The following is an 18,468-nucleotide window of genomic DNA, read 5'->3' as shown; positions in this document are numbered from 1 at the left end:
CTTGCGTATCTACGTTATTTGATAACGGCGGTGTTGCTGTTGTTTTAACCGCGTGATTAGGCTGTGCCGCTCTGTTTAGGGGGGAGTATTCATGCGTAAACTGATTATCGCGGCCTGTGCGGCCACGCTTCTGGCCGCGCCGCTGGCAGCGCAGGCTCAGGACGGCAATCGTGGCAGCGCCGCCGAGCGCGCGCGTAACGCGGTGGCCGAGGATATCGAGAAGAACTGGGTCCGTCCGACCGCGGAAGAGCGCGAGGTTGTGACCAGTCACACCATGCAGGCCCACGGCAAGACCCTGCGCTATAAGGCGACGGCGGGGACGCTGACGGTTCGCACCGATGCGGGCCAGCCGACGTCGAGCGTCTTCTATGTGGCCTATACGCTGGATGGCCAGCCGCTGGGCACGCGCCCGATCACCTATATGTTCAACGGCGGTCCGGGTTCGCCGACCATGTGGCTGCACATGGGCGCGTTTGGTCCGACCCGCGTGGCAACCGATGATCCGGTGGTCGAGCGTCCGGGGCCGCTGCGCCTGACCTCGAACGACATGACCCTGCTGGACAAGACCGATCTGGTCTTTATCGACATGGTCGGTGCCGGATATTCGCGCCCGCTGGGTGATGCGCCGACCTCGGCCTACTGGGGCGTGGATGGCGATGCGGACATGTTTGCCCGCTTCATCCTGCGCTACACCACCAAGTACAACCGCTGGAACAGCCCGAAATTCGTACTGGGTGAAAGCTATGGCACGCTGCGTGCCGGTGCCTTGGCCTATCAGCTTGAAAACCGTGGCATGTCGCTGAATGGCGTCATCCTGCTGTCGTCGATCATGAACTATGGCGTGCGCCAGCCGGGCTATCCGCAGAACTTTGTCAGCCTGCTGCCGACCTATGCGGCGACGGCGTGGTACCACAATGCCATCAACCGTGATGGCGTCTCGCTGGAAGACCACGTCCAGCGCGCCCGCGAGTTTGCGGCGGGTCCGTACCAGACGGCTCTGAACAAGGGCCATAACATCTCCGATCAGGAGAAGGCACAGATCGCCCAGCAGATGAGTACGCTGATCGGTATCGATGCCAACTTCATCAATGCCGCAAACCTGCGTGTCGAGCTGAGCCCGTTCCGCAAGGAGTTGCTGCGTGACCGCCGTCAGACGGTCGGCCGTCTGGACAGCCGTTATCTGGGTATCGACGCCAGCCAGGTGACCGGCGCACCGGAAGAAGATCCGGCATCCAGCGCGGTGACGGGTGCCTATTACGGCATGTTCCAGGACTATATCGCCAATACGCTGAACTATCGTACCGATCTGGAATATCGCCAGTCGGCACGCGGTTTGCCGGGCTTTGACTGGAACTGGTCGCACCGTCCGCCGGTCGGTGGTCCGCAAACCACGCCGAACACTGCCATTGATCTGGCGACTGTCATGCGCCGTAACCCGCACCTGAAGGTTCTGGCCCTGAACGGTTACTATGATGCGGCCACGCCGTTCTTTGGCACCGAGTATGATCTGAACCAGATGATGCTGGAGCCGCACCTGCGTAAGAACGTCGAGTTCACCTATTATGAAGGTGGTCACATGATGTACACCAGCCGCGAGCCGCTGGAGCAACTGTATCGCGATCTGGCCAAATACTATGACGAGACGTCCAACGGCGGCGTCCGCTAAATAAGAAAAAGCCCCGCAGAGTGATCTGCGGGGCTTTGTTCTTTTGGGGCTGATCGCTTAGGCGGCGACCAGTTGACCGCAGATAAAGGCTTCTTCGCCCGCGTTCAGCAGGGCCGCCAGAATAGCCTCGGCATGTTCCGGCTTGGCGATCAGGATGAAGCCCACGCCACAGTTGAAGGTGCGGCGCATTTCGTGGGCGTCGATCTCGCCGACTTCGGCCATCCACTGGAAGACCGGCGGCATTTCCCACGAATTCCAGTCGAACTCGGCCTTGAAGCCCTCGGCGATGCAACGCGGCGGGTTCTCGATCAGGCCACCACCGGTGATGTGGGCACCGGCATTGACCAGACCCGACTTCATCAGCGGCAGGACCGACTTCACATAGATGCGGGTCGGCTCCATCAAAGCTTCGGCCAGCGTCTTGCCTTCGGCGAACGGCGCAGCGCCATCCCAGCCAAGGCCCGACTTCTCGACAACCTTGCGGACCAGCGAATAACCGTTGGAGTGCGGACCGGACGAGCCGATGCCGATGATGACGTCACCGGCTTTTTGCTGGTCCAGATACGGCAGCACCTGACCGCGCTCTACGGCACCGATCGAGAAACCGGCGAGGTCATAGTCGCCACCCGAATACATGCCCGGCATTTCGGCGGTTTCACCACCGACCAGAGCCGAACCCGATTGCCGGCAGCCCTCGGCGATACCGGCGACGACGCGCTTGGCGGCGTCCACGTCCAGCTTGCCGGTGGCATAGTAGTCGAGGAACATCAGCGGCTCTGCGCCCTGTGCCAATAGGTCGTTGACGCACATGGCCACCAGATCGATGCCCACACCGTCATGCATGCCGGTTTCGATGGCGATTTTCAGCTTGGTGCCGACGCCGTCGGTGGTCGAAACGATCAGCGGATCGTTGAAACCGGCAGCTTTCAGGTCGAACAGGGCACCAAAACCACCCAGCGAAGCCTCGGCACCCGGACGGCGCGTGGACTTTGCCAGTGGCTTGATCGCGTCAACCAGACGCTCGCCAGCATCGATATCTACGCCTGCGGACGCGTAGGTCAGGCCGGTTTTGGGGGCTTCGGAGGTGTCGCTCATCGGTCACGGCTCAAAAACAGGGACAAAAATCTGTCGCAGCGCTCTTGCCACGACGGCGTCGTGCGGGGCTATAGACTGTAATGACGCCAATCACCACCAATGACGCGCTGATCGCTTTCTGTGATCGTCTGTCCAAGGCACCTTTTGTGACCGTGGATACGGAATTCATGCGCGAAACGACCTATTGGCCCAAGCTCTGCCTGATTCAGGCTGCGGCTTCGCCAACGGACGCCGCCATTATCGACCCTCTGGCCGATGATCTGGACCTCGAACCCTTCCTTGCGATCCTGCGCGACGAATCGATTCTGAAGGTTTTCCATGCTGCCCGTCAGGATGTTGAAATCTTCAACCGGCTGGGTGCGATGCCGCGCCCGCTGTTCGATACGCAGGTTGCTGCCATGGCCGCAGGCTTTGGCGATCAGGTGTCCTATGAGGCTCTGGTCCGCCAGATGCTGCGTCAGGAACTGGACAAGGGCAGCCGCTTCACCGACTGGGCACGCCGCCCGCTGTCGGAAGCGCAACTGGTCTATGCACTGGGTGACGTAACCCACCTTGCGGCCCTGTATCCCAAGCTGCGCGACCGTCTGAACAAGGAAGGTCGTCTGGACTGGGTGATGGGCGAGATGGATGCCCTGACCGATCCGGCCCTTTATGACACCACGCCGGAAAATGCGTGGAAACGTCTGAAGCCCAAAAAGTTCAACGCCAAATATCTGGCGGCCTTTGTGGCCACCGCTGTCTGGCGCGAACGTGCCGCCCAGGAACGCGACCAGCCGCGTGGCCGTATCTTGAAAGACGAAGGCGTGGACGAAATCGCCGTCCAGTGCCCGACCGATCCGGATGCCTTCAACCGCCTGCGCTCGGTGCCCAAGGGCTTTGGCGCATCGCGTCTGGGTCTGGAACTGGCTGCTGAACTCAAGCGCGTTCTGGCCGATCCCGAAGCCCATGCGCCTAAGCTGGAACGCCCCAGCGCCAACCAACCGGCCCCGCCGTCGGTGGTGGAACTGCTGAAGGTTCTGCTGAAGGCCAAGAGCGACAATGAAGGCGTGGCCTCCAAGCTGATCGCCACCGTGTCCGACCTCGAAAAAATCGCGCTGAACGACGATGCCGATATCGAGGCCATGAAGGGCTGGCGCCGCAAGATGTTCGGCGAAGATGCGCTGAAACTGAAACGCGGCGAGATTGCTCTGGTCCTGAACGGATCGCGCGTCGAGATCGTCGAAATCGAAGACTGATTTTCACAGTCCTGCCAATGAAAAGGGACCGTAGCCACTGGCTGCGGTCCCTTTTGGTTTCTGGGGCAGATTTACGCGCCTATGGCCTTGCTGCGGCGCATGCGGGCGACAAGCAGCATCAGCAATGCAAAGGCAGAGGGCCACAGGGCGAGGCTGAAGACAAAGAGTTGCTCGACCCGTTGCGGAGCTGTGACGGCAAAACTGACGGGCCCGACTTCTTTGATCGCCATTTGAATGGCCATTTCCTGATAACCATTGACCAGCAGGCTAAGGCCGATCAGGGCGAATACACCCAGCCAGATCACCAGATCGACAGGCGAAGACGGGCTACGGTCCTTTGCCACCCCGTGAACAAACAATGCAATCAGAGCCGCGAGACACAGCAGTCCGCCCAGCGCAAAGAGCATCAACATGCCGATTTTACTGACCGGATGGGCGATCAGGAACAGTCCAAAATTGCTTAGCGGCATACCGATATAGCGGTCGATGACAATGCCTTTTGCGATCCATGTTCCGATAGCGGCAATCAGGGTCACAAGGCTTGCAATCCGTAAAGTCCACATAATCCCCCCTCAGGTGTGGTTCTTAGAAGTCAGCCAGTTCCAGCTCCATCGCGTCGGACAGGGCCTTGGCGCGGCGCTTGGTCTGGCTACCCAGCAGCATCGCGGCATAGCCTTTGACGGCCGTGACCCGCAGATGGGTCTTGCTGACGGATACGGCGGCGTTGGACAGAAGCTGGGGCGAGCGGCCCGACAGGTCACAGGCCAACCGCATGGCCAGACCCAGTGCGCGCGCGCGTTTCTGGCCGTCGGGCGACAGAAGACGGTCCACCGTTTCGGGGCGCGGCGTCTTTGCCGTGCCACCATAGCGGGCGTAGAGGGTGGCGGCCATAAAGGCCCGTTCGGCATGGGTTTGGCCGGCGATTGGCGCCCACAGCGTCTGGTCAAAGACCAGTTCAGGCCGGTGGTCGGGGTGCAGGCGCGCACCGATATCGGCCAGACGGCATACCGAAGCCGTCAGCAGAGCATCGCGTTCCTCGCCAAACACTTCGGGCAGGGCCGAGGCGACTGGCTGTAGCCAACCGTCCAGAGCGCGCGGCAGGGCAGGGTCAACGCCCTGACGACCGCCCCATGCCGAACAGCCCGCAAGCAGCGGATCAACGGCGCGCATTTTCGGCTCCATCTGGCCGTGCAGAATACCTTCGCGCACGCCCCATGCCGAGAACCGGATGGTTTCGATGCCCAGACGATCAATCAGGCCGATCAGGTTCAGGGCCGCATAGGGCAGGGTTTCGGCGCGGCGCTTGGAAACACCGGGATGTTTTTCAAGTGCCGGACGGTTCTGGGAAATGACCCAGTCGGCCAGATCGCGGGCTTCGTCGGCGCTGATGCAATACTGATGGACGATCCGCAAAGGATGGTTTGTGCGCTCCATCTGGATTTGCGCCAGTGTCCGCCATGCGCCGCCTACGGCGTTGAAAATGCTGGAGCGGTAATCATCCGGCACACCGGCCAGAACCTTGGTGATGCGCGATTGAATACGCTTGGCGTCAAAATCCTTGCCGCCCGACAGCACAAATGGTCCCAGCGGCAGGGTGATACCCTGACCTGTGGTGCCCAGCCGGTTCAGTTCCAGACTGGCCCCGCCCAGATCGCCGACCACGCCCGAGGAGTGGGGCGCGCCCGACATCACACCGAAGGCGGCGTATTTGGCTTCTTCCTCGCCGCTGAGGACGCGGATGTTCAGGCCTGTTTCGTTCTGAACGCGCTGGCAGAAGGCCGGACCGTCGCTGGCCTCGCGCACAGCGGCGGTGGCAGCGGTCAAAATCTTGTCTGGCTGGACGCCTTCGATAACCGCAGCAAAGCGTTTCAGGGCCGTCATGGCCATTTCGACGCCCGGTTCATACAGCTTTCCGGTCACCGAAATATCGCGACCCAGACCGGCCAGAACCTTTTCGTTGAACATGGTCCAGATGGCGCGGCCTTCCAGCCGGTACAGCACAAGACGCACCGAGTTGGAGCCGATGTCGATGACGGCAATCTGTTGTGAGGGGAACTCGATCTCGGGCATCAGCCGGCCTTGTTGGAGCGTGAACCACCATAGGACAGGGTGGCGGGCAGGGTTTTCACCTTGCGCCCACGGCCCGACAGACTTGGGTTGGTCATGAAATATTTGTGCGCCGAGAAGGGACGCTCGGTGGTGGATGCCTTGACCCGGTTATAGGTGCCATCCTTTTGCAGCGTCCATGACTGGACGTCGTCTTTCAGGTTGGCGACCATGATCTGGTCCAGCACCTGATCGTGAACCGTCGGGTTCAGGATCGGGGTCATCAGTTCAACACGGCGGTCCAGATTGCGGGGCATCCAGTCGGCCGAGGAAATGAACAGCTTGGCCTTGTTGGAGGGCAGGTCATGGCCATTGGCAAAGGCAACGATGCGGCTGTGCTCAAGGAAGCGGCCCACAATCGACTTCACGCGGATATTTTCCGACAGACCTTTGACCCCCGGACGCAGACAGCAGATGCCACGCACCACCAGTTCGATACGCACGCCCCACTGGCTGGCGCGGTAAAGGGCGTCGATGATTTCGGGGTCCACTATAGAGTTCATCTTGGCCCAGATGGCGGCGGGCTTGCCCATGGCCGCTGCCGACATTTCCTTGCCGATCAGTTCCAGCAGGGTGGACTTCATATTCAGCGGCGAGACGACCAAGCGTTCCAGTTCATCGGGCGCGGCATAGCCGGTGATGTAGTTGAACACCCGTGTCGCATCCATGCCCAGTTCGGGATTGCAGGTGAACAGGCTGAGGTCGGTGTAAATCTTGGCCGTGGTCGGGTGGTAGTTGCCGGTGCCAAAGTGGCAATAGGTGCGCAGGGCATCGGCTTCGCGTCGCACGACGACGCTGAGCTTGGCGTGGGTTTTGTATTCGACAAAGCCGAACACCACATGCACGCCCGCCCGCTCCATCTGGCGGGCCCAGCGCAGGTTGGCTTCCTCGTCGAAACGCGCCTTTAGCTCGATCAGGGCGGTGACGTTCTTGCCTGCCTCGGCGGCCTCGATCAGGGCCGCGACGATGGGGCTGTCTTTCGACGTGCGATAAAGGGTCTGTTTGATGGCGATGACGTTCGGGTCACGCGCCGCCTGACGCAGGAACTGCACCACCACATCGAAGCTTTCGAACGGGTGGTGGATCAGCATGTCCTTTTCGCGGATCGCCGCAAAGACATCGCCGCCATTGTCACGCACCCGCTCGGGATAACGCGGCTCATAGCCTTTGAACTTAAGCTCGGGATGGCCCGCCGGAATCAGCTCGGACAGTTGGGCCAGACCCAGCATGCCGTCCACGATAACGACATCCTGTGGCTGGGCGTGCAGTTCTCCGATGATGAATTCGCGCAGGTCATCGGGCATGTCGGCCTGAATCTTGATGCGGACGACCGAGCCGAGGCGGCGCTGTTTCAGGGCCTCCTCGAACTCCATGACCAGATCTTCGGCCTCTTCCTCGATCTCGATATCGGAATCGCGGATCAGGCGGAACAGACCCTTTTCCAGCACTTTGCAGCCGGGGAAGAGGTGGTCGATAAAGCTGAGTAGCAGACCTTCCAGCGGCACATAGCGGGTCTTGCCCGGCGTCGAGCGGCCATCGGTCGGCAAGGCCCAGAAACGGCGCACCTGTGTCGGCACCGGCACCAGCGCATACAGGATGCGGTTGTCGCTGTTGCGGCGCAGCTTCAGCGCCAGCGAGAAGCCGAGATTGGGCAGGAAGGGGAAGGGGTGGGCCGGATCAATGGCCATCGGGGTCAGAACCGCAAACAGGCGGTTCAGAAACTCCGGTTCAAGGCGATCACGTTCGGTCTTGGTGATGCGGCTGGCATCGACAATATCGATCCCCGCCTTGGTCATTTCGCGATGCAGGATACGCCACTGGCGCTGTTGCTCGGCCATCAGGCTGCCCGCAGCGGCATTGACCTTTTCAAGCTGCTCGGCGGGCGTCAGGCCGTCGGGCGACACCACGCGTACATGCTCGCGCACCTGACCCTTCAGGCCCGCCACGCGGGTCATGAAGAACTCGTCGAGATTATTGGCCGAGATCGACAGGAAGCGCACGCGCTCCAGAAGCGGGTGCGCTTCGTTGGCGGCTTCTTCCAGCACACGGCCATTAAAGGCCAGCCACGACAGCTCGCGATTGATGAACCGTTCTGGCGAGGCCAGCAGGGCTTCGTTCAGTTCCAGTTGCGGCGCACGCGAGGACGGAACGACCTCGCCGGCATTGGTTGTCGTGGGAGTGAAATCGGTCATGACAGATTTGTCGCTCGCCAGTGTGACGTCTGCAAGCGCGATTGCTTGAAAAGCCTAGGAAAGTCCTGCGGTAAAATCGCCTTCGAGCACCTGACGGGCCAAAACACGCGTCACGGGGCGATTATAGATGTCCAGACGGTCAACAATCATCTCGGCGGACTGGGCCGAACGGTCGATGCGGCGCACCAGATAATCGATCACCCCTTCACCCGGCACGATGTTACGCGCGGCAAAGGCGTTTTTCAGCATGGCGGCCAGAACCGCATCATCCGGCACCTCGACGGCGATGGTGCGGATGGCGTTCAGGCGTGAACGCAGATCGGGCAGGCGCGTCATCCACGAGGCAGGCGGATCGCGCGATACCATCAGGAGTGCACCGCCTGTGGCCTGCGTCAGATTGATAAGGTGGAACAGGGCTTCGTCATCGGCACCGTCGGCCTCTTCAAGCAGGACAGGGCGGCCTTCCAGTTGCGCCAGATCACACCATGAGGCTTCTTCGCCATGCAGGGCGATGGCCCCGACGCGCTCGACCCATGCGGCGGCCATGTGGCTCTTGCCACAGCCTTGCGGGCCATAAAGCGCCATGATCGAGCCGGGCTCGCTGGGCCAGTCCTCGAGCGCCGTCGCCGCGACGGCATTGGAGCCGGACACGGTGAGGGTAGAGGCACGGCGCGACGTCTCCTGCTTGAGCGGGAGGCGAAGTTGCATCTGGGCCAAATGAGCGCGGGTTGCGGACATGTCAAATTCATAACACTGCAATTCACGATCCGTCTCGGGGCGCCCCATGTGAGTCTGGTGGACGATCTTGTGGGTCTTGTGGATCAAACCACTAGCTGTGGGGCATTTGAGGGGTGGCCTGTGGGAAAAATTGGCGCCGTTGTGCCGGATTGGGGATGAAGCAATGGAACGGCGTTTTTAACGCGCGGGCACGGAATCGCTCAAAGCCATGTGGTTTGGTGACGGGCCGCACGCGGCAGGGGAGCCAGCACGCGATCAAGTCTTGGGTTAAGGCGGCCAAAAGGGCGTTCAAAACTTGACTTTCAGGGGCTTTAGTGCGCCCTACGGCCTTCAATTTCCGCCGCGCGCGCGGCCTTACTGTTTGAACGATTCATAATGCACGCCTACCGCTCCCATACCTGCGGCGCGCTCCGCGCCTCCGATGCTGGTTCGTCTGTCCGTCTGTCGGGCTGGGTCCACCGCAAGCGCGATCACGGCGGTCTGCTGTTTATCGACCTGCGTGACCACTATGGCCTGACGCAACTGGTCCTGCACCCCGAAACGCCGGGCTTTGACGCTGTCGAGCGCCTGCGCGCCGAAAGCGTGATCTGCATCGACGGCGAAGTGATCGCCCGCTCGGCAGAGACCACCAATGCCAACCTGCCGACCGGTGCGATCGAAGTCCGCGTCCAGTCGGTTGAAGTCCTGTCGGAAGCCGCCGAACTGCCGCTGCCGGTCTTTGGCGAGCCGGAATATCCGGAAGAAATCCGCCTGAAGAACCGCTTCCTCGACCTGCGCCGCGAGACCCTGCACAAGAATATCGTGCTGCGCTCCAAGGTGATCCACTCGATCCGTCAGCGCATGGTCGAGCAGGGCTTCCTTGAGTACCAGACCCCGATCCTGACGGCATCGTCGCCGGAAGGCGCGCGCGACTTCCTCGTGCCGTCGCGCATGCATCCGGGCAAGTTCTATGCGCTGCCGCAGGCACCGCAACAGTTCAAGCAACTGCTGATGGTGTCGGGCTTCGACCGCTACTTCCAGATCGCGCCGTGCTTCCGCGACGAAGACCTGCGCGCCGACCGTTCGCTGGAATTCTACCAGCTCGACGTGGAAATGAGCTTCGTTACCCAAGAAGACGTGTTCCAGGTCATCGAGCCGCTGATGAACGGCGTGTTCAACGAGTTCGGCGAGGGCAAGCCGGTGTCGCCGATCGACGGCACCCACACCTTCACCAACGATTTCGGCCAGACCATGGAGCACAAGGGCTTCGAGCGTCTGACCTATGCCCAGTCGATGAAGTGGTACGGTTCGGACAAGCCGGACCTGCGTAACCCGATCAAGATGCAGGACGTTTCGGACCACTTCCGCGAAGGTGGTTTCGGCCTGTTCGCCAAGATCCTCGGCGCTGATGCCAAGAACGCTGTCTGGGCCATTCCGGCCCCGACCGGTGGTTCGCGCGCCTTCTGCGACCGTATGAACTCGTGGGCGCAGGGCGAAGGCCAGCCGGGCCTCGGCTACATCTTCTGGTCCGACGACCAGCAGGCATGGGGCGGCCCGATTGCCAAGAACCTCGGCCAAGAGCCGACCGAAGCCCTGATGGCTTCGTTGGGCCTCGGCAAGGGCGATGCCGCCTTCTTCACTGCCGGTGATCCGGCCGTGTTTGCCAAGTTTGCTGGCCTTGCCCGTACCCGCGTCGGTACTGAGCTGAAGCTGGTGGACGAAGAGCAGTTCAAATTCTGCTGGATCGTCGACTTCCCGATGTTCGAATGGTCGGAAGAAGAGAAGAAGGTCGACTTCTCGCACAACCCGTTCTCGATGCCGCAGGGCGGTATGGAAGCGCTGGAAACGCAAGACCCGCTGACCATCCGCGCCTATCAGTACGACATCGTCTGCAACGGCTATGAGCTGTGCTCGGGCGCGATCCGTAACCACAAGGCCGAGATCATGCTCAAGGCCTTCGAGATCGCCGGTTACGACTCTTCGGTCGTCGAAGAACAGTTCGGCGGCATGCTGAACGCCTTCCGTTACGGCGCACCGCCGCACGGTGGTCTGGCACCGGGTATCGACCGTATCGTGATGCTGCTGGCCAACCAGACGGCGATCCGCGAAGTCATCGCCTTCCCGCTGAACCAGCAGGGTCAGGACCTGATGATGAACGCCCCTTCGGATGCCGAAGACCGCCAACTGAAGGAGCTGTCGATCCGTACCCAACTGCCGATCAAGGCTTGATCGGCAGCGCCACGGCGACTGACAAATAAAAAGGGCGGCCATTGCGGGCCGCCCTTTTTTGTATGCGTTGTGATCTGGATCAGCAGGTGGAGACGCGAAGTCCGCGTGGCAGACGGGTCGAGCGATCGCCACAGGCCTGATTGATCTGGCTTTGGGTCAGGTTGTGGGCATCCGACAGGTCGGTGCCGCGAATATCGGTGCGCCGCAGGGAGGCGTTGTGGAAATTGGTCCGGCTGAAGTCGCTGTGGCGCAGGCGGGAATTATCGAGCCGCGCATCCGTGAAATCGGCTCTGGAGAAGTCGCTGCCGCTCAGGTTCGAGGCCAGTATCTCGGTATTGGAGAAGTTGGCGCGGGTGGCATCGACACCGCTCAGCGTTACGCCGACCATGCGGCTGCCACTAAGGTTGGTTCGCGTCAGATCGGCGGCGGTAAAGACGGCACCGGTTAACTCGGCATTGTCCAGAGACGCATCGGTCAGGTCCGAACCGGTAAAGCTGGTACCGGCGGCAACCACACCGGTCATGCGGGCTTCGGTCAGGTCTGTGCCGCGGAAGTTGGAGCCCGCCAGATTGGCACCGCGAATATCGGCCCGCTCGAAATCCGAGCCTGTGAAATTCGTGCCGAGCATGCTGGCGCCGCGCAGATTGGCTCCGATAAAGGTGGAGTCGCGGAATGATGCGCCTGCCATATTCGCGCCGCTGAGATCACGGCCGGACAGTTCGCATCCCGTGCAGACGCCGCCCAGCGAGATGGCCCGCGCCACGTCGCGGTTCTGCACAGTCAGTGACAGAGCCTGTGCGGGCAGGGCTGAGCTCATGCAAGCGACAGCAGCCAGCAGCAGAGACGTCACAGAAGTTTTGGCGCGTGCCTTGTTCATAGGACAGTAGATGCCCCTTGGGGGCGCGAAAGCCTACTTAAATCGGCGTAACGGTTGTGGCCGAAATGAAAGCTGTTCTAGATCAGCAGCTTGGGATGGTCAGGCCCTGAGGCAGGATGGTTGAACTGTCACCACAGGCTTGGGACAGTTGCGACTGTGTCAGGCCACGCCCGCGCGAAAGGTCGGCTCCCGACAGGTTGGTCCCTTCCAGCTTGGCACCACTCCAGTTGGAACCTTGCAACCATGCCCCGACCAGCGACGCATTGGTCAGGTCGGCATTGGCAAAGTTGGCGCTCGACATCACCGAGCCATAGGCATTGATATCACGCAGGTCCGCCTCGTTCAGGCGCACGCGGTTCCAGACGGCCAAGGTCATATCGGCCTGACGCAGCCGTGCGCCGGACAGGTTCAGTCCGGCCTTTTCCATATAGGTGAAATCACCCTGGAACAGGTTGCAACCGGGGCAGGACGAACCGGCGCGGACCTGTGCGATCTGGCTCTGGTTCTGGGCCATTGAAGGCGCAGCAAGGCTGACCAGCATTAGCGTCAATGCGGCGAGCGGCGTGGCACGGTTCGTCATGGCACAGTTCCTTGTCCTGTCAGGCAGTCAGGACCGAAAATCAGCAAGTCCCGTGCCGACAATCTGTGCCGTGAAAGATCAGCCCTGCATCTGCGGACTTACCCCGCAACTGTCACAGGTCCAGCCACCACCACGGTTTTGCAGGGCAAAGTCGCCGCAAGACGGACAGGCGGTTGCATCCGATACGGTGGGTGCAGGTGTGGGGCGATCCTGTTTTTTACCGAACGGTACGACGACCAGATTGTCCGGCGTGGCACCGCGCGCAAAGCCCTTGGAAATGAAGCGGGCGGCGGGCACCGTCTCGGCGTCATTGTTCGGGCTGTCGAGGCCATCGCTGCTTTCGCCGGCGGCATTGGCCAGTTCGGTACGGTCCAGATAGGACACGCCCAGTTCGCGGAAAATATAGTCGAGAATGGACGTGGCAGAGCGGATCGAGTCATTGCCCGTTACGCGGCCCGCAGGCTCGAAACGGGTGAACACAAAGGCATCGACAAACTCGTCCAGCGGCACGCCGTATTGCAGGCCAATCGAGATGGCGATGGCGAAATTGTTCATCAACGAACGGAAGGCGGCCCCTTCCTTGTGCATGTCGATGAAGATTTCGCCCAGTTCGCCGTCTTCGTATTCGCCGGTGTGGATATAGACCTTGTGGCCCCCGACAGCGGCCTTCTGGATATAGCCCTTGCGACGGTCTGGCAGCTTGCGGCGGGTGCGGTCTCGTTCGACCACGCGTTCGACGACACGGGTTTGCGGGGCATTGGAAGTCGCCGCGATTTCGGGCGTGACAGGCTCTGCAGGGGGAATGTCCGCATCAAAGCCGAAATCGGCAGGCGGGCGTGCGCGGCGCAGGGACAGGGCGCGGACACCTTCGCGGGCGGCATGGGAAATGGCGCGTGCGCCATCCACAAGCGTCTCGTCCCAGTCCAGATCAATCCGCAGCGGAGCAGGGGTGTCACTGAGACCATCCAGCGCGGCCACGATTTCGGCTTCTATGTCGTCGGCAGTCAGGGCCAGCCATTCGGCAAGGGCAGGTGGCGCATCCGGCCACTGGGTCAGGTCAGGATAGCCCAGCACCTGTGCTTGAGTGGCGCAAATGTCGGCTTGCGAAAAACCGAGGCGTGGCAGGAGCGGCGCGTCACTGGCAGGGTCTTGGCCCAGAACATCGCGGATGAAACCACCATCCAGAACCGGACTGCGGAAGGCATCCTCCATATACTCCACCGATGCCAGAGCCTGTTCCAGACCTTCCAGTTCCAGCTCGGTAAAGCCCAGATCGTGCAGGGTTTCAAAGCTGATGGCCGTCTCGCCCGCCAAGGTGCGCGTGCCGAACAGATGGCGCTCGGCGCTGTCGCAACCCTGATGTCCCAGAGCATGTGCGATGGACGGACGTAGGCGCGGGGCGGGCTCGCCATCGCCGGTCTGGTAAAGATCGCGGTGAGCAAAGGGCGAAAGGCCCAGACGAAGCGCCGCTTCACCTTCCTGAATGAACAGGCGCAGACCCGCATGACAGGTTTCGGCATCATCAGCATGACCCAAACGGTCAGCGAGCCTTACCGAGGCCGCCGTATAGTGGGCACGCACAAAGGTCGCGGTTTCACGCGCCAGATCGGCCGGATTGTCATAGTCGAGCCGCAGGGCCAGATCGGCCAATCCGCCCAAGCCGAAAGCCAGACGTGGCGAGGCGTTCGGATGTGCGGGCACCATCAGAACCGACAGCACTGTCCAGCTGGACACCAGCGTTTCCAGAACGCTCTGCCAGTTAGAGCCGGTATCCTTATAGAGGGTCTCAAGGTCGAACTGGATGCGCGTTTCGAGTGTGGCTTGCGACAGGGCCAGCGCATCGGCGGGATCGAAGGTGATGACGACATCGCCCTCGATCGAGGCTTCGGCCAGTTGCAGCGCCAGTGATCCACCCGCAGCCAGCAGGTCGCGCTCGGCCTCTATGACCAGACGTGGACTGACCGCGCTGGAGGACGAACCCAGAGGTTCGCCCTCAATGGCCCGCACAATATCGGCATCGGATGCACCGCAGCGCAGGGCGTGGGCGGCGGCGCGGGCCAGTGCCGGATTGGTCTTGGGCGATCCGCAGGCCTCGCGCGGGCCTTCGCAGCGGATGACGGCATTACTGACGCCATTCAGGGCCTCTTCGACCGTGGCCAGAGCCATGGCCGACAGGCGGGCACCCCGCGCATGGCGGCGGAAATCATCCAGTCGGGCCGCCGCATCGGGTTCGCTAAGCGGCAATGAATTCAGGGTTTGTGCGGCTTCGCTGACAGCTGGGGCCACCCAGCCGCGTTGAAGACCACACAAAAGGACGCTGGCGGTTGCGGTCTCGAAAAGGCCGTCGTCCAGAGCGCGCTGGACCAGAGGCTGTAACCAGTGGGCAAGGGCTTGGCCTATGTCGCCGTCACTGGCCAATCGGCGGGCATGGGCGGGGGACAGGCGCGGTTCCAGCCAGTCCAGCCATGCCTCGATACGGGCATCGGTCCAGCTTGAAGGCGCAGATACAGAGGCGACCGAGGACGGGCGTTCGATACGCCGTGATTCCACCTCTAGGCCGCGAACAGCATTATCAAAATCGAATGCGCCACTCATGGATCGCCTCCACGCCTGCATCAAGCAGACAGCCTAGAGCGGCCATTTAACCATTCTCAATAGATATTGTGGGCCACATAGGGGTTACCCCCAAGATATTGGACCAAAGGTTTTTGACAGAAGCGTGTGGGACCGCTGGACGTAACGGCCAGAGGTTTCTATGATTGCAAAGCCGCTGAACTCCCTTTCCTCGCGGCGCGATTTTAAGTGAGTGCACGACGTGCTGAGCAAGATCTTTACCTGGTGGAACGGTGCCACCATTGGCACCCTTTTCACGGTGGGCAAGCGTGGCAGCCTGATCGGCACGGACGAATTCGGCAACCGCTATTACCAGTCGCGCGACAATGTCTCGTATGACGGCCGCAAGCGTCGCTGGGTCATCTATGACGGCTATGCCGAAGCCACCAAGGTTCCGCCGGAATGGCAGGGCTGGTTGCGCTATACCTATGACGAGGCCCCCAGCGAGAAGCCGCTGCACCGTCAGTCGTGGGAAAAAGATCACCTGCCGAACATGACGGGCACGCCCTATGCGCGTCGTCCGCAAGGTTCGCTGATGGCGACAGGCCAACGTCCGGCAGCGACCGGCGACTATCAAGCCTGGACACCGGAATGAGTTTGCGCGGGGTTCTGCTGGGCGGCATTGTCGCCGCAGGCCTCGGTCTGTCAGGGGCTGGCGTCACCGCCGCCCTGATGGATGTTCCGCAAGATGCGGTTCCTGTTCAGGATCCGGTGGGCGATGCCTTGCGCGCGAAGGCGGCCCAGACGGCCCCTGCGCCTGCACCTGCGCCGACGCCACAACCGCTGACACCGCCCGCACCCACCGTGCCTGTCCAGGATATTCCTGCGGGCACTACGTCGCTGACCGTGGTTGAGCCGACGCCTCAGGAAGAGGTGCCGGAAGACGGCGAAGAGATCGCCGAGGAAGAAACGACAGCCGAAGCCACGGTTGAAGAGCCAACCAGCACGGTGCGTCGTCGCCTGCCGGTAGCTCTGGTTCAGGCCATCGACAAGACCACAGCCGAAACCATGCAGTTCGAGGTCGAGGTGGGCGGGCGTCCTGTGCGCTTTTCCAAGAACCTGATCTTCAAGGTGCGCGCCTGTGAAGTGAGCGGTGCCAACGAACTGACCGAAGACGCCATCGCCTATCTGGAAATCGGTGTGCAGCCTCGCTCGGCCCAGCCGTCCAACGAGGCGCGTCAGGTCTTCAAGGGCTGGATGTTTGCCTCCTCGCCCAGCCTGAACGGGCTGGAACACCCGCTGTATGATGCGTGGGTGGTGGGCTGTAAGAACCGCTAAATCGGGACGCTGGGCATGGTGACGGAACGACAGCCGAAAAAGACCGAGACCGTCGAAGTCCGTATGCCCTTTGAGACAAAGCATGCCTTCATGCAGCGGTGTCGCGTCGAGGGACGCACGGCCAGCGAGGCCATCCGGCACTTTATCGATACCGAGCTGGAAAAGCCGTCAAAACCGCGTTTGCAGATTGTGAACTGGCGAAGGACTGGAGCGGTCGCTTTGGCTGTTCTGGCCCTGGGGGCAGTGGCGGCACCGTCATTGGCGCAAACCCTGAACCCTGTACGCGTCACCTTCGAGCAGCTTGACCGCAATAAAGATGGCGTCCTGTCCATCGAAGAGTTTCACGCCCGCTAACCCGTATCACTTGATTGGCTTCATCAGGCGATCGCCCCTCAGGTTCAGCCATGTCCACGGCTTGACCAGCGAAGCCCCAGGTTTCCACGACCACGCAATCCGCTCGGCACGCCCTACGATATGGCTGGCAGGCAGGAAGCCGACACCGGTTTCAGGTCCCCAGCGGCCATCGAGCGAGTTGTCGCGATTATCACCCATCATCAGATAGTGGCCCGCTGGCACATGGATCGGGGCGGTATTGTCACCGGCAAGGTTTGGCCCGCCATCATAGGTGATATAGGCGCGACCTCCGCCCAGTTGCTCCTCGAAGGCTTCGACAGGTCGGGTGGGCTCATCAAGATCGAAGGCCGGCCCCAGCGCGGTGTGTGGCACCTTGGAGCCGTTGATCAGTAACTGGCCATCGCGCATCTGCACCGTATCACCCGGCAGACCGATGACCCGTTTGATCCAGACCTGCGAAGGATCACGCGGTAGGCGGAACACAACCACATCGCCCCGTTCCGACGTTGACGCCATCAACCGCTCTGTCCCTTCGGGAGAACCAAAGGGCAGGGAGGCTGCGCTCCAGCCATAAGCGAATTTGGACACCAGAATATAGTCGCCGGTCAAAAGGCCGGGGGACATGGACGACGAGGGAATGGTGAAGGGCTGATAGGCGACGATACGAAGAACGGTTGCCACTAACAGCCCCACAATCAGGGGCATGCCGAAGCTGATGATTTCGCGCCAGAGGCTGTGGGTTTGAGCTTGGGTCATGGCCAATATAGGCCGACCGTATTGGACAGAACGCCAGTGAAACCCTGTCCGGACAGCGAACTGTCGTGTCCGGACATGGATTTCAGATTTATATCAGAGCGCGTTCCACGGCCTCGACGCCACTCATGGGGTGGGCAAGGCTGGCGGCATCGGCCTTGATCTTCAGGGCCGGTGCCAGTTTGCGAAGATAGGCGCTCTGCGGGATTTCCTGCGCCCCGAACTGCATCAGGTGCTCGGTGATGAACTGGGCGTCCAGCAGGGTGAAGCCGCCGCGTTTCAAACGGGCCACCAGATGCACGAGGGCGACCTTGGAGGCATCGGTCATGCGGCTAAACATGCTCTCGCCGAAAAACGCACTGCCCAGCGAGACGCCATAAAGGCCACCGACCAGAACCTCGTCCTTCCAGCATTCGACGCTGTGGGCATGGCCAAGGGCGTGTATCTCGCCATAGAGGCGGCGGATCGGGCCGTTGATCCATGTGTCCTCGCGGCCCTTGGCGGGCGAGGCACATGCATCCACGACGCTGAGAAAGGCCGTGTTGACGCGGATATCGAACGGCTCGCTGCGAACCGTGCGTTTCAGACGTGTGGGGATGTGGAAGCGATCCAGCGGAAATATGCCGCGCTGGTCCGGCTCAACGAGAAAGACGCGGGGATCATCCCGCGCCTCTCCCATGGGAAAGACCCCGTTGGCGTAGCAGCGCAGGAGGGCGGCGGCGTCAAACACCTCGCGCTCCGTTGCGCTGAACTCGGGGTCTTCCTCTTCGATC

At 61.4% G+C, this 18,468-nt stretch carries 16 protein-coding genes; 6 read left to right on the top strand and 10 right to left on the bottom strand.

Translation table 11 applies throughout. From position 1 onward, the window contains the following. Positions 1 to 91: 91 nt before the first annotated feature. A complete protein-coding gene (locus FHS64_RS09215; protein WP_167177910.1) occupies positions 92 to 1,666 on the top strand; it encodes a S10 family peptidase in 1,575 nt (524 codons plus the stop codon). Between the two features lie 57 nt (positions 1,667 to 1,723). Here the strand turns inward: FHS64_RS09215 and purM are convergent, their stop codons facing one another. Further along, positions 1,724 to 2,761, bottom strand: coding sequence for a phosphoribosylformylglycinamidine cyclo-ligase (gene purM, locus FHS64_RS09210; protein ID WP_167177909.1), 1,038 nt, complete (start codon positions 2,759 to 2,761; stop codon positions 1,724 to 1,726). An 80-nt stretch (positions 2,762 to 2,841) separates the two neighbouring features. On the opposite strand from purM, the gene rnd reads away from it, so the two are divergent. Next, on the top strand, positions 2,842 to 3,996 hold the full coding sequence (gene rnd / locus FHS64_RS09205; RefSeq protein ID WP_167177908.1) for a ribonuclease D: 1,155 nt from the start codon (positions 2,842 to 2,844) through the stop codon (positions 3,994 to 3,996). A gap of 71 nt (positions 3,997 to 4,067) precedes the next feature. Here rnd and FHS64_RS09200 read toward each other — a convergent pair whose 3' ends face one another. From FHS64_RS09200 to FHS64_RS09185, 4 genes are read right to left on the bottom strand one after another with little or no spacing between them, the layout of a single operon-like run. Continuing rightward, the gene (locus tag FHS64_RS09200) at positions 4,068 to 4,532 is read right to left on the bottom strand and encodes a hypothetical protein (RefSeq protein WP_167177907.1); all 465 of its coding nucleotides are present in this window, start codon (positions 4,530 to 4,532) and stop codon (positions 4,068 to 4,070) included. Between the two features lie 49 nt (positions 4,533 to 4,581). Then, positions 4,582 to 6,066, bottom strand: a complete 1,485-nt coding sequence (locus FHS64_RS09195; RefSeq protein ID WP_167177906.1) for a Ppx/GppA phosphatase family protein — start codon at positions 6,064 to 6,066, stop codon at positions 4,582 to 4,584. After that, positions 6,066 to 8,294, bottom strand: a complete 2,229-nt coding sequence (locus tag FHS64_RS09190; protein ID WP_167177905.1) for an RNA degradosome polyphosphate kinase — start codon at positions 8,292 to 8,294, stop codon at positions 6,066 to 6,068. Before FHS64_RS09190 ends, FHS64_RS09195 begins: the two co-directional genes overlap by 1 nt. Positions 8,295 to 8,348: 54 nt before the next feature. Continuing rightward, a complete protein-coding gene (locus FHS64_RS09185; protein ID WP_167177904.1) occupies positions 8,349 to 9,032 on the bottom strand; it encodes a P-loop NTPase family protein in 684 nt (227 codons plus the stop codon). 375 nt (positions 9,033 to 9,407) lie between these two features. On the opposite strand from FHS64_RS09185, the gene aspS reads away from it, so the two are divergent. After that, the gene (gene aspS / locus FHS64_RS09180) at positions 9,408 to 11,240 is read left to right on the top strand and encodes an aspartate--tRNA ligase (protein WP_167177903.1); all 1,833 of its coding nucleotides are present in this window, start codon (positions 9,408 to 9,410) and stop codon (positions 11,238 to 11,240) included. A 79-nt stretch (positions 11,241 to 11,319) separates the two neighbouring features. Here aspS and FHS64_RS09175 read toward each other — a convergent pair whose 3' ends face one another. The 3 genes from FHS64_RS09175 to FHS64_RS09165 form a co-directional block, all read right to left on the bottom strand. Next, a complete protein-coding gene (locus FHS64_RS09175) occupies positions 11,320 to 12,057 on the bottom strand; it encodes a pentapeptide repeat-containing protein (protein ID WP_167177902.1) in 738 nt (245 codons plus the stop codon). Between the two features lie 142 nt (positions 12,058 to 12,199). Further along, complete coding sequence (locus FHS64_RS09170) at positions 12,200 to 12,697, bottom strand: pentapeptide repeat-containing protein (RefSeq protein WP_167177901.1); 498 nt, start codon at positions 12,695 to 12,697, stop codon at positions 12,200 to 12,202. A gap of 78 nt (positions 12,698 to 12,775) precedes the next feature. Next, positions 12,776 to 15,292: a TSCPD domain-containing protein gene (locus FHS64_RS09165; protein WP_167177900.1), complete on the bottom strand. Its 2,517-nt coding sequence runs from the start codon at positions 15,290 to 15,292 to the stop codon at positions 12,776 to 12,778. A 220-nt stretch (positions 15,293 to 15,512) separates the two neighbouring features. On the opposite strand from FHS64_RS09165, the gene FHS64_RS09160 reads away from it, so the two are divergent. Genes FHS64_RS09160 through FHS64_RS09150 form a run of 3 tightly spaced genes read left to right on the top strand, consistent with a single transcriptional unit; the run spans position 15,513 to position 16,942 of the window. Continuing rightward, positions 15,513 to 15,905 carry an NADH:ubiquinone oxidoreductase subunit NDUFA12 gene (locus FHS64_RS09160; protein WP_167177899.1) on the top strand — a complete coding sequence of 131 codons (393 nt, stop codon included), beginning with the start codon at positions 15,513 to 15,515 and terminating at the stop codon, positions 15,903 to 15,905. After that, positions 15,902 to 16,588, top strand: a complete 687-nt coding sequence (locus FHS64_RS09155) for a DUF2155 domain-containing protein (protein WP_167177898.1) — start codon at positions 15,902 to 15,904, stop codon at positions 16,586 to 16,588. Before FHS64_RS09160 ends, FHS64_RS09155 begins: the two co-directional genes overlap by 4 nt. 15 nt (positions 16,589 to 16,603) lie before the next feature. After that, a complete protein-coding gene (locus tag FHS64_RS09150) occupies positions 16,604 to 16,942 on the top strand; it encodes an EF-hand domain-containing protein (protein ID WP_167177897.1) in 339 nt (112 codons plus the stop codon). Positions 16,943 to 16,948: 6 nt separating this feature from the next. Here the strand turns inward: FHS64_RS09150 and lepB are convergent, their stop codons facing one another. Both lepB and aat read right to left on the bottom strand, forming a co-directional pair. Next, the gene (gene lepB, locus FHS64_RS09145) at positions 16,949 to 17,698 is read right to left on the bottom strand and encodes a signal peptidase I (RefSeq protein WP_167177896.1); all 750 of its coding nucleotides are present in this window, start codon (positions 17,696 to 17,698) and stop codon (positions 16,949 to 16,951) included. An 88-nt stretch (positions 17,699 to 17,786) separates the two neighbouring features. Continuing rightward, the gene (aat, locus tag FHS64_RS09140) at positions 17,787 to 18,467 is read right to left on the bottom strand and encodes a leucyl/phenylalanyl-tRNA--protein transferase (RefSeq protein WP_167178110.1); all 681 of its coding nucleotides are present in this window, start codon (positions 18,465 to 18,467) and stop codon (positions 17,787 to 17,789) included. Position 18,468: the final 1 nt, after the last annotated feature.

The organism is Brevundimonas terrae (genome assembly GCF_011761985.1).
In the GTDB taxonomy this organism is placed as follows: domain Bacteria; phylum Pseudomonadota; class Alphaproteobacteria; order Caulobacterales; family Caulobacteraceae; genus Brevundimonas; species Brevundimonas terrae.
Note: the sequence above shows the minus strand (reverse complement) of the source record. Positions and strands in the feature narration are given on the sequence as shown.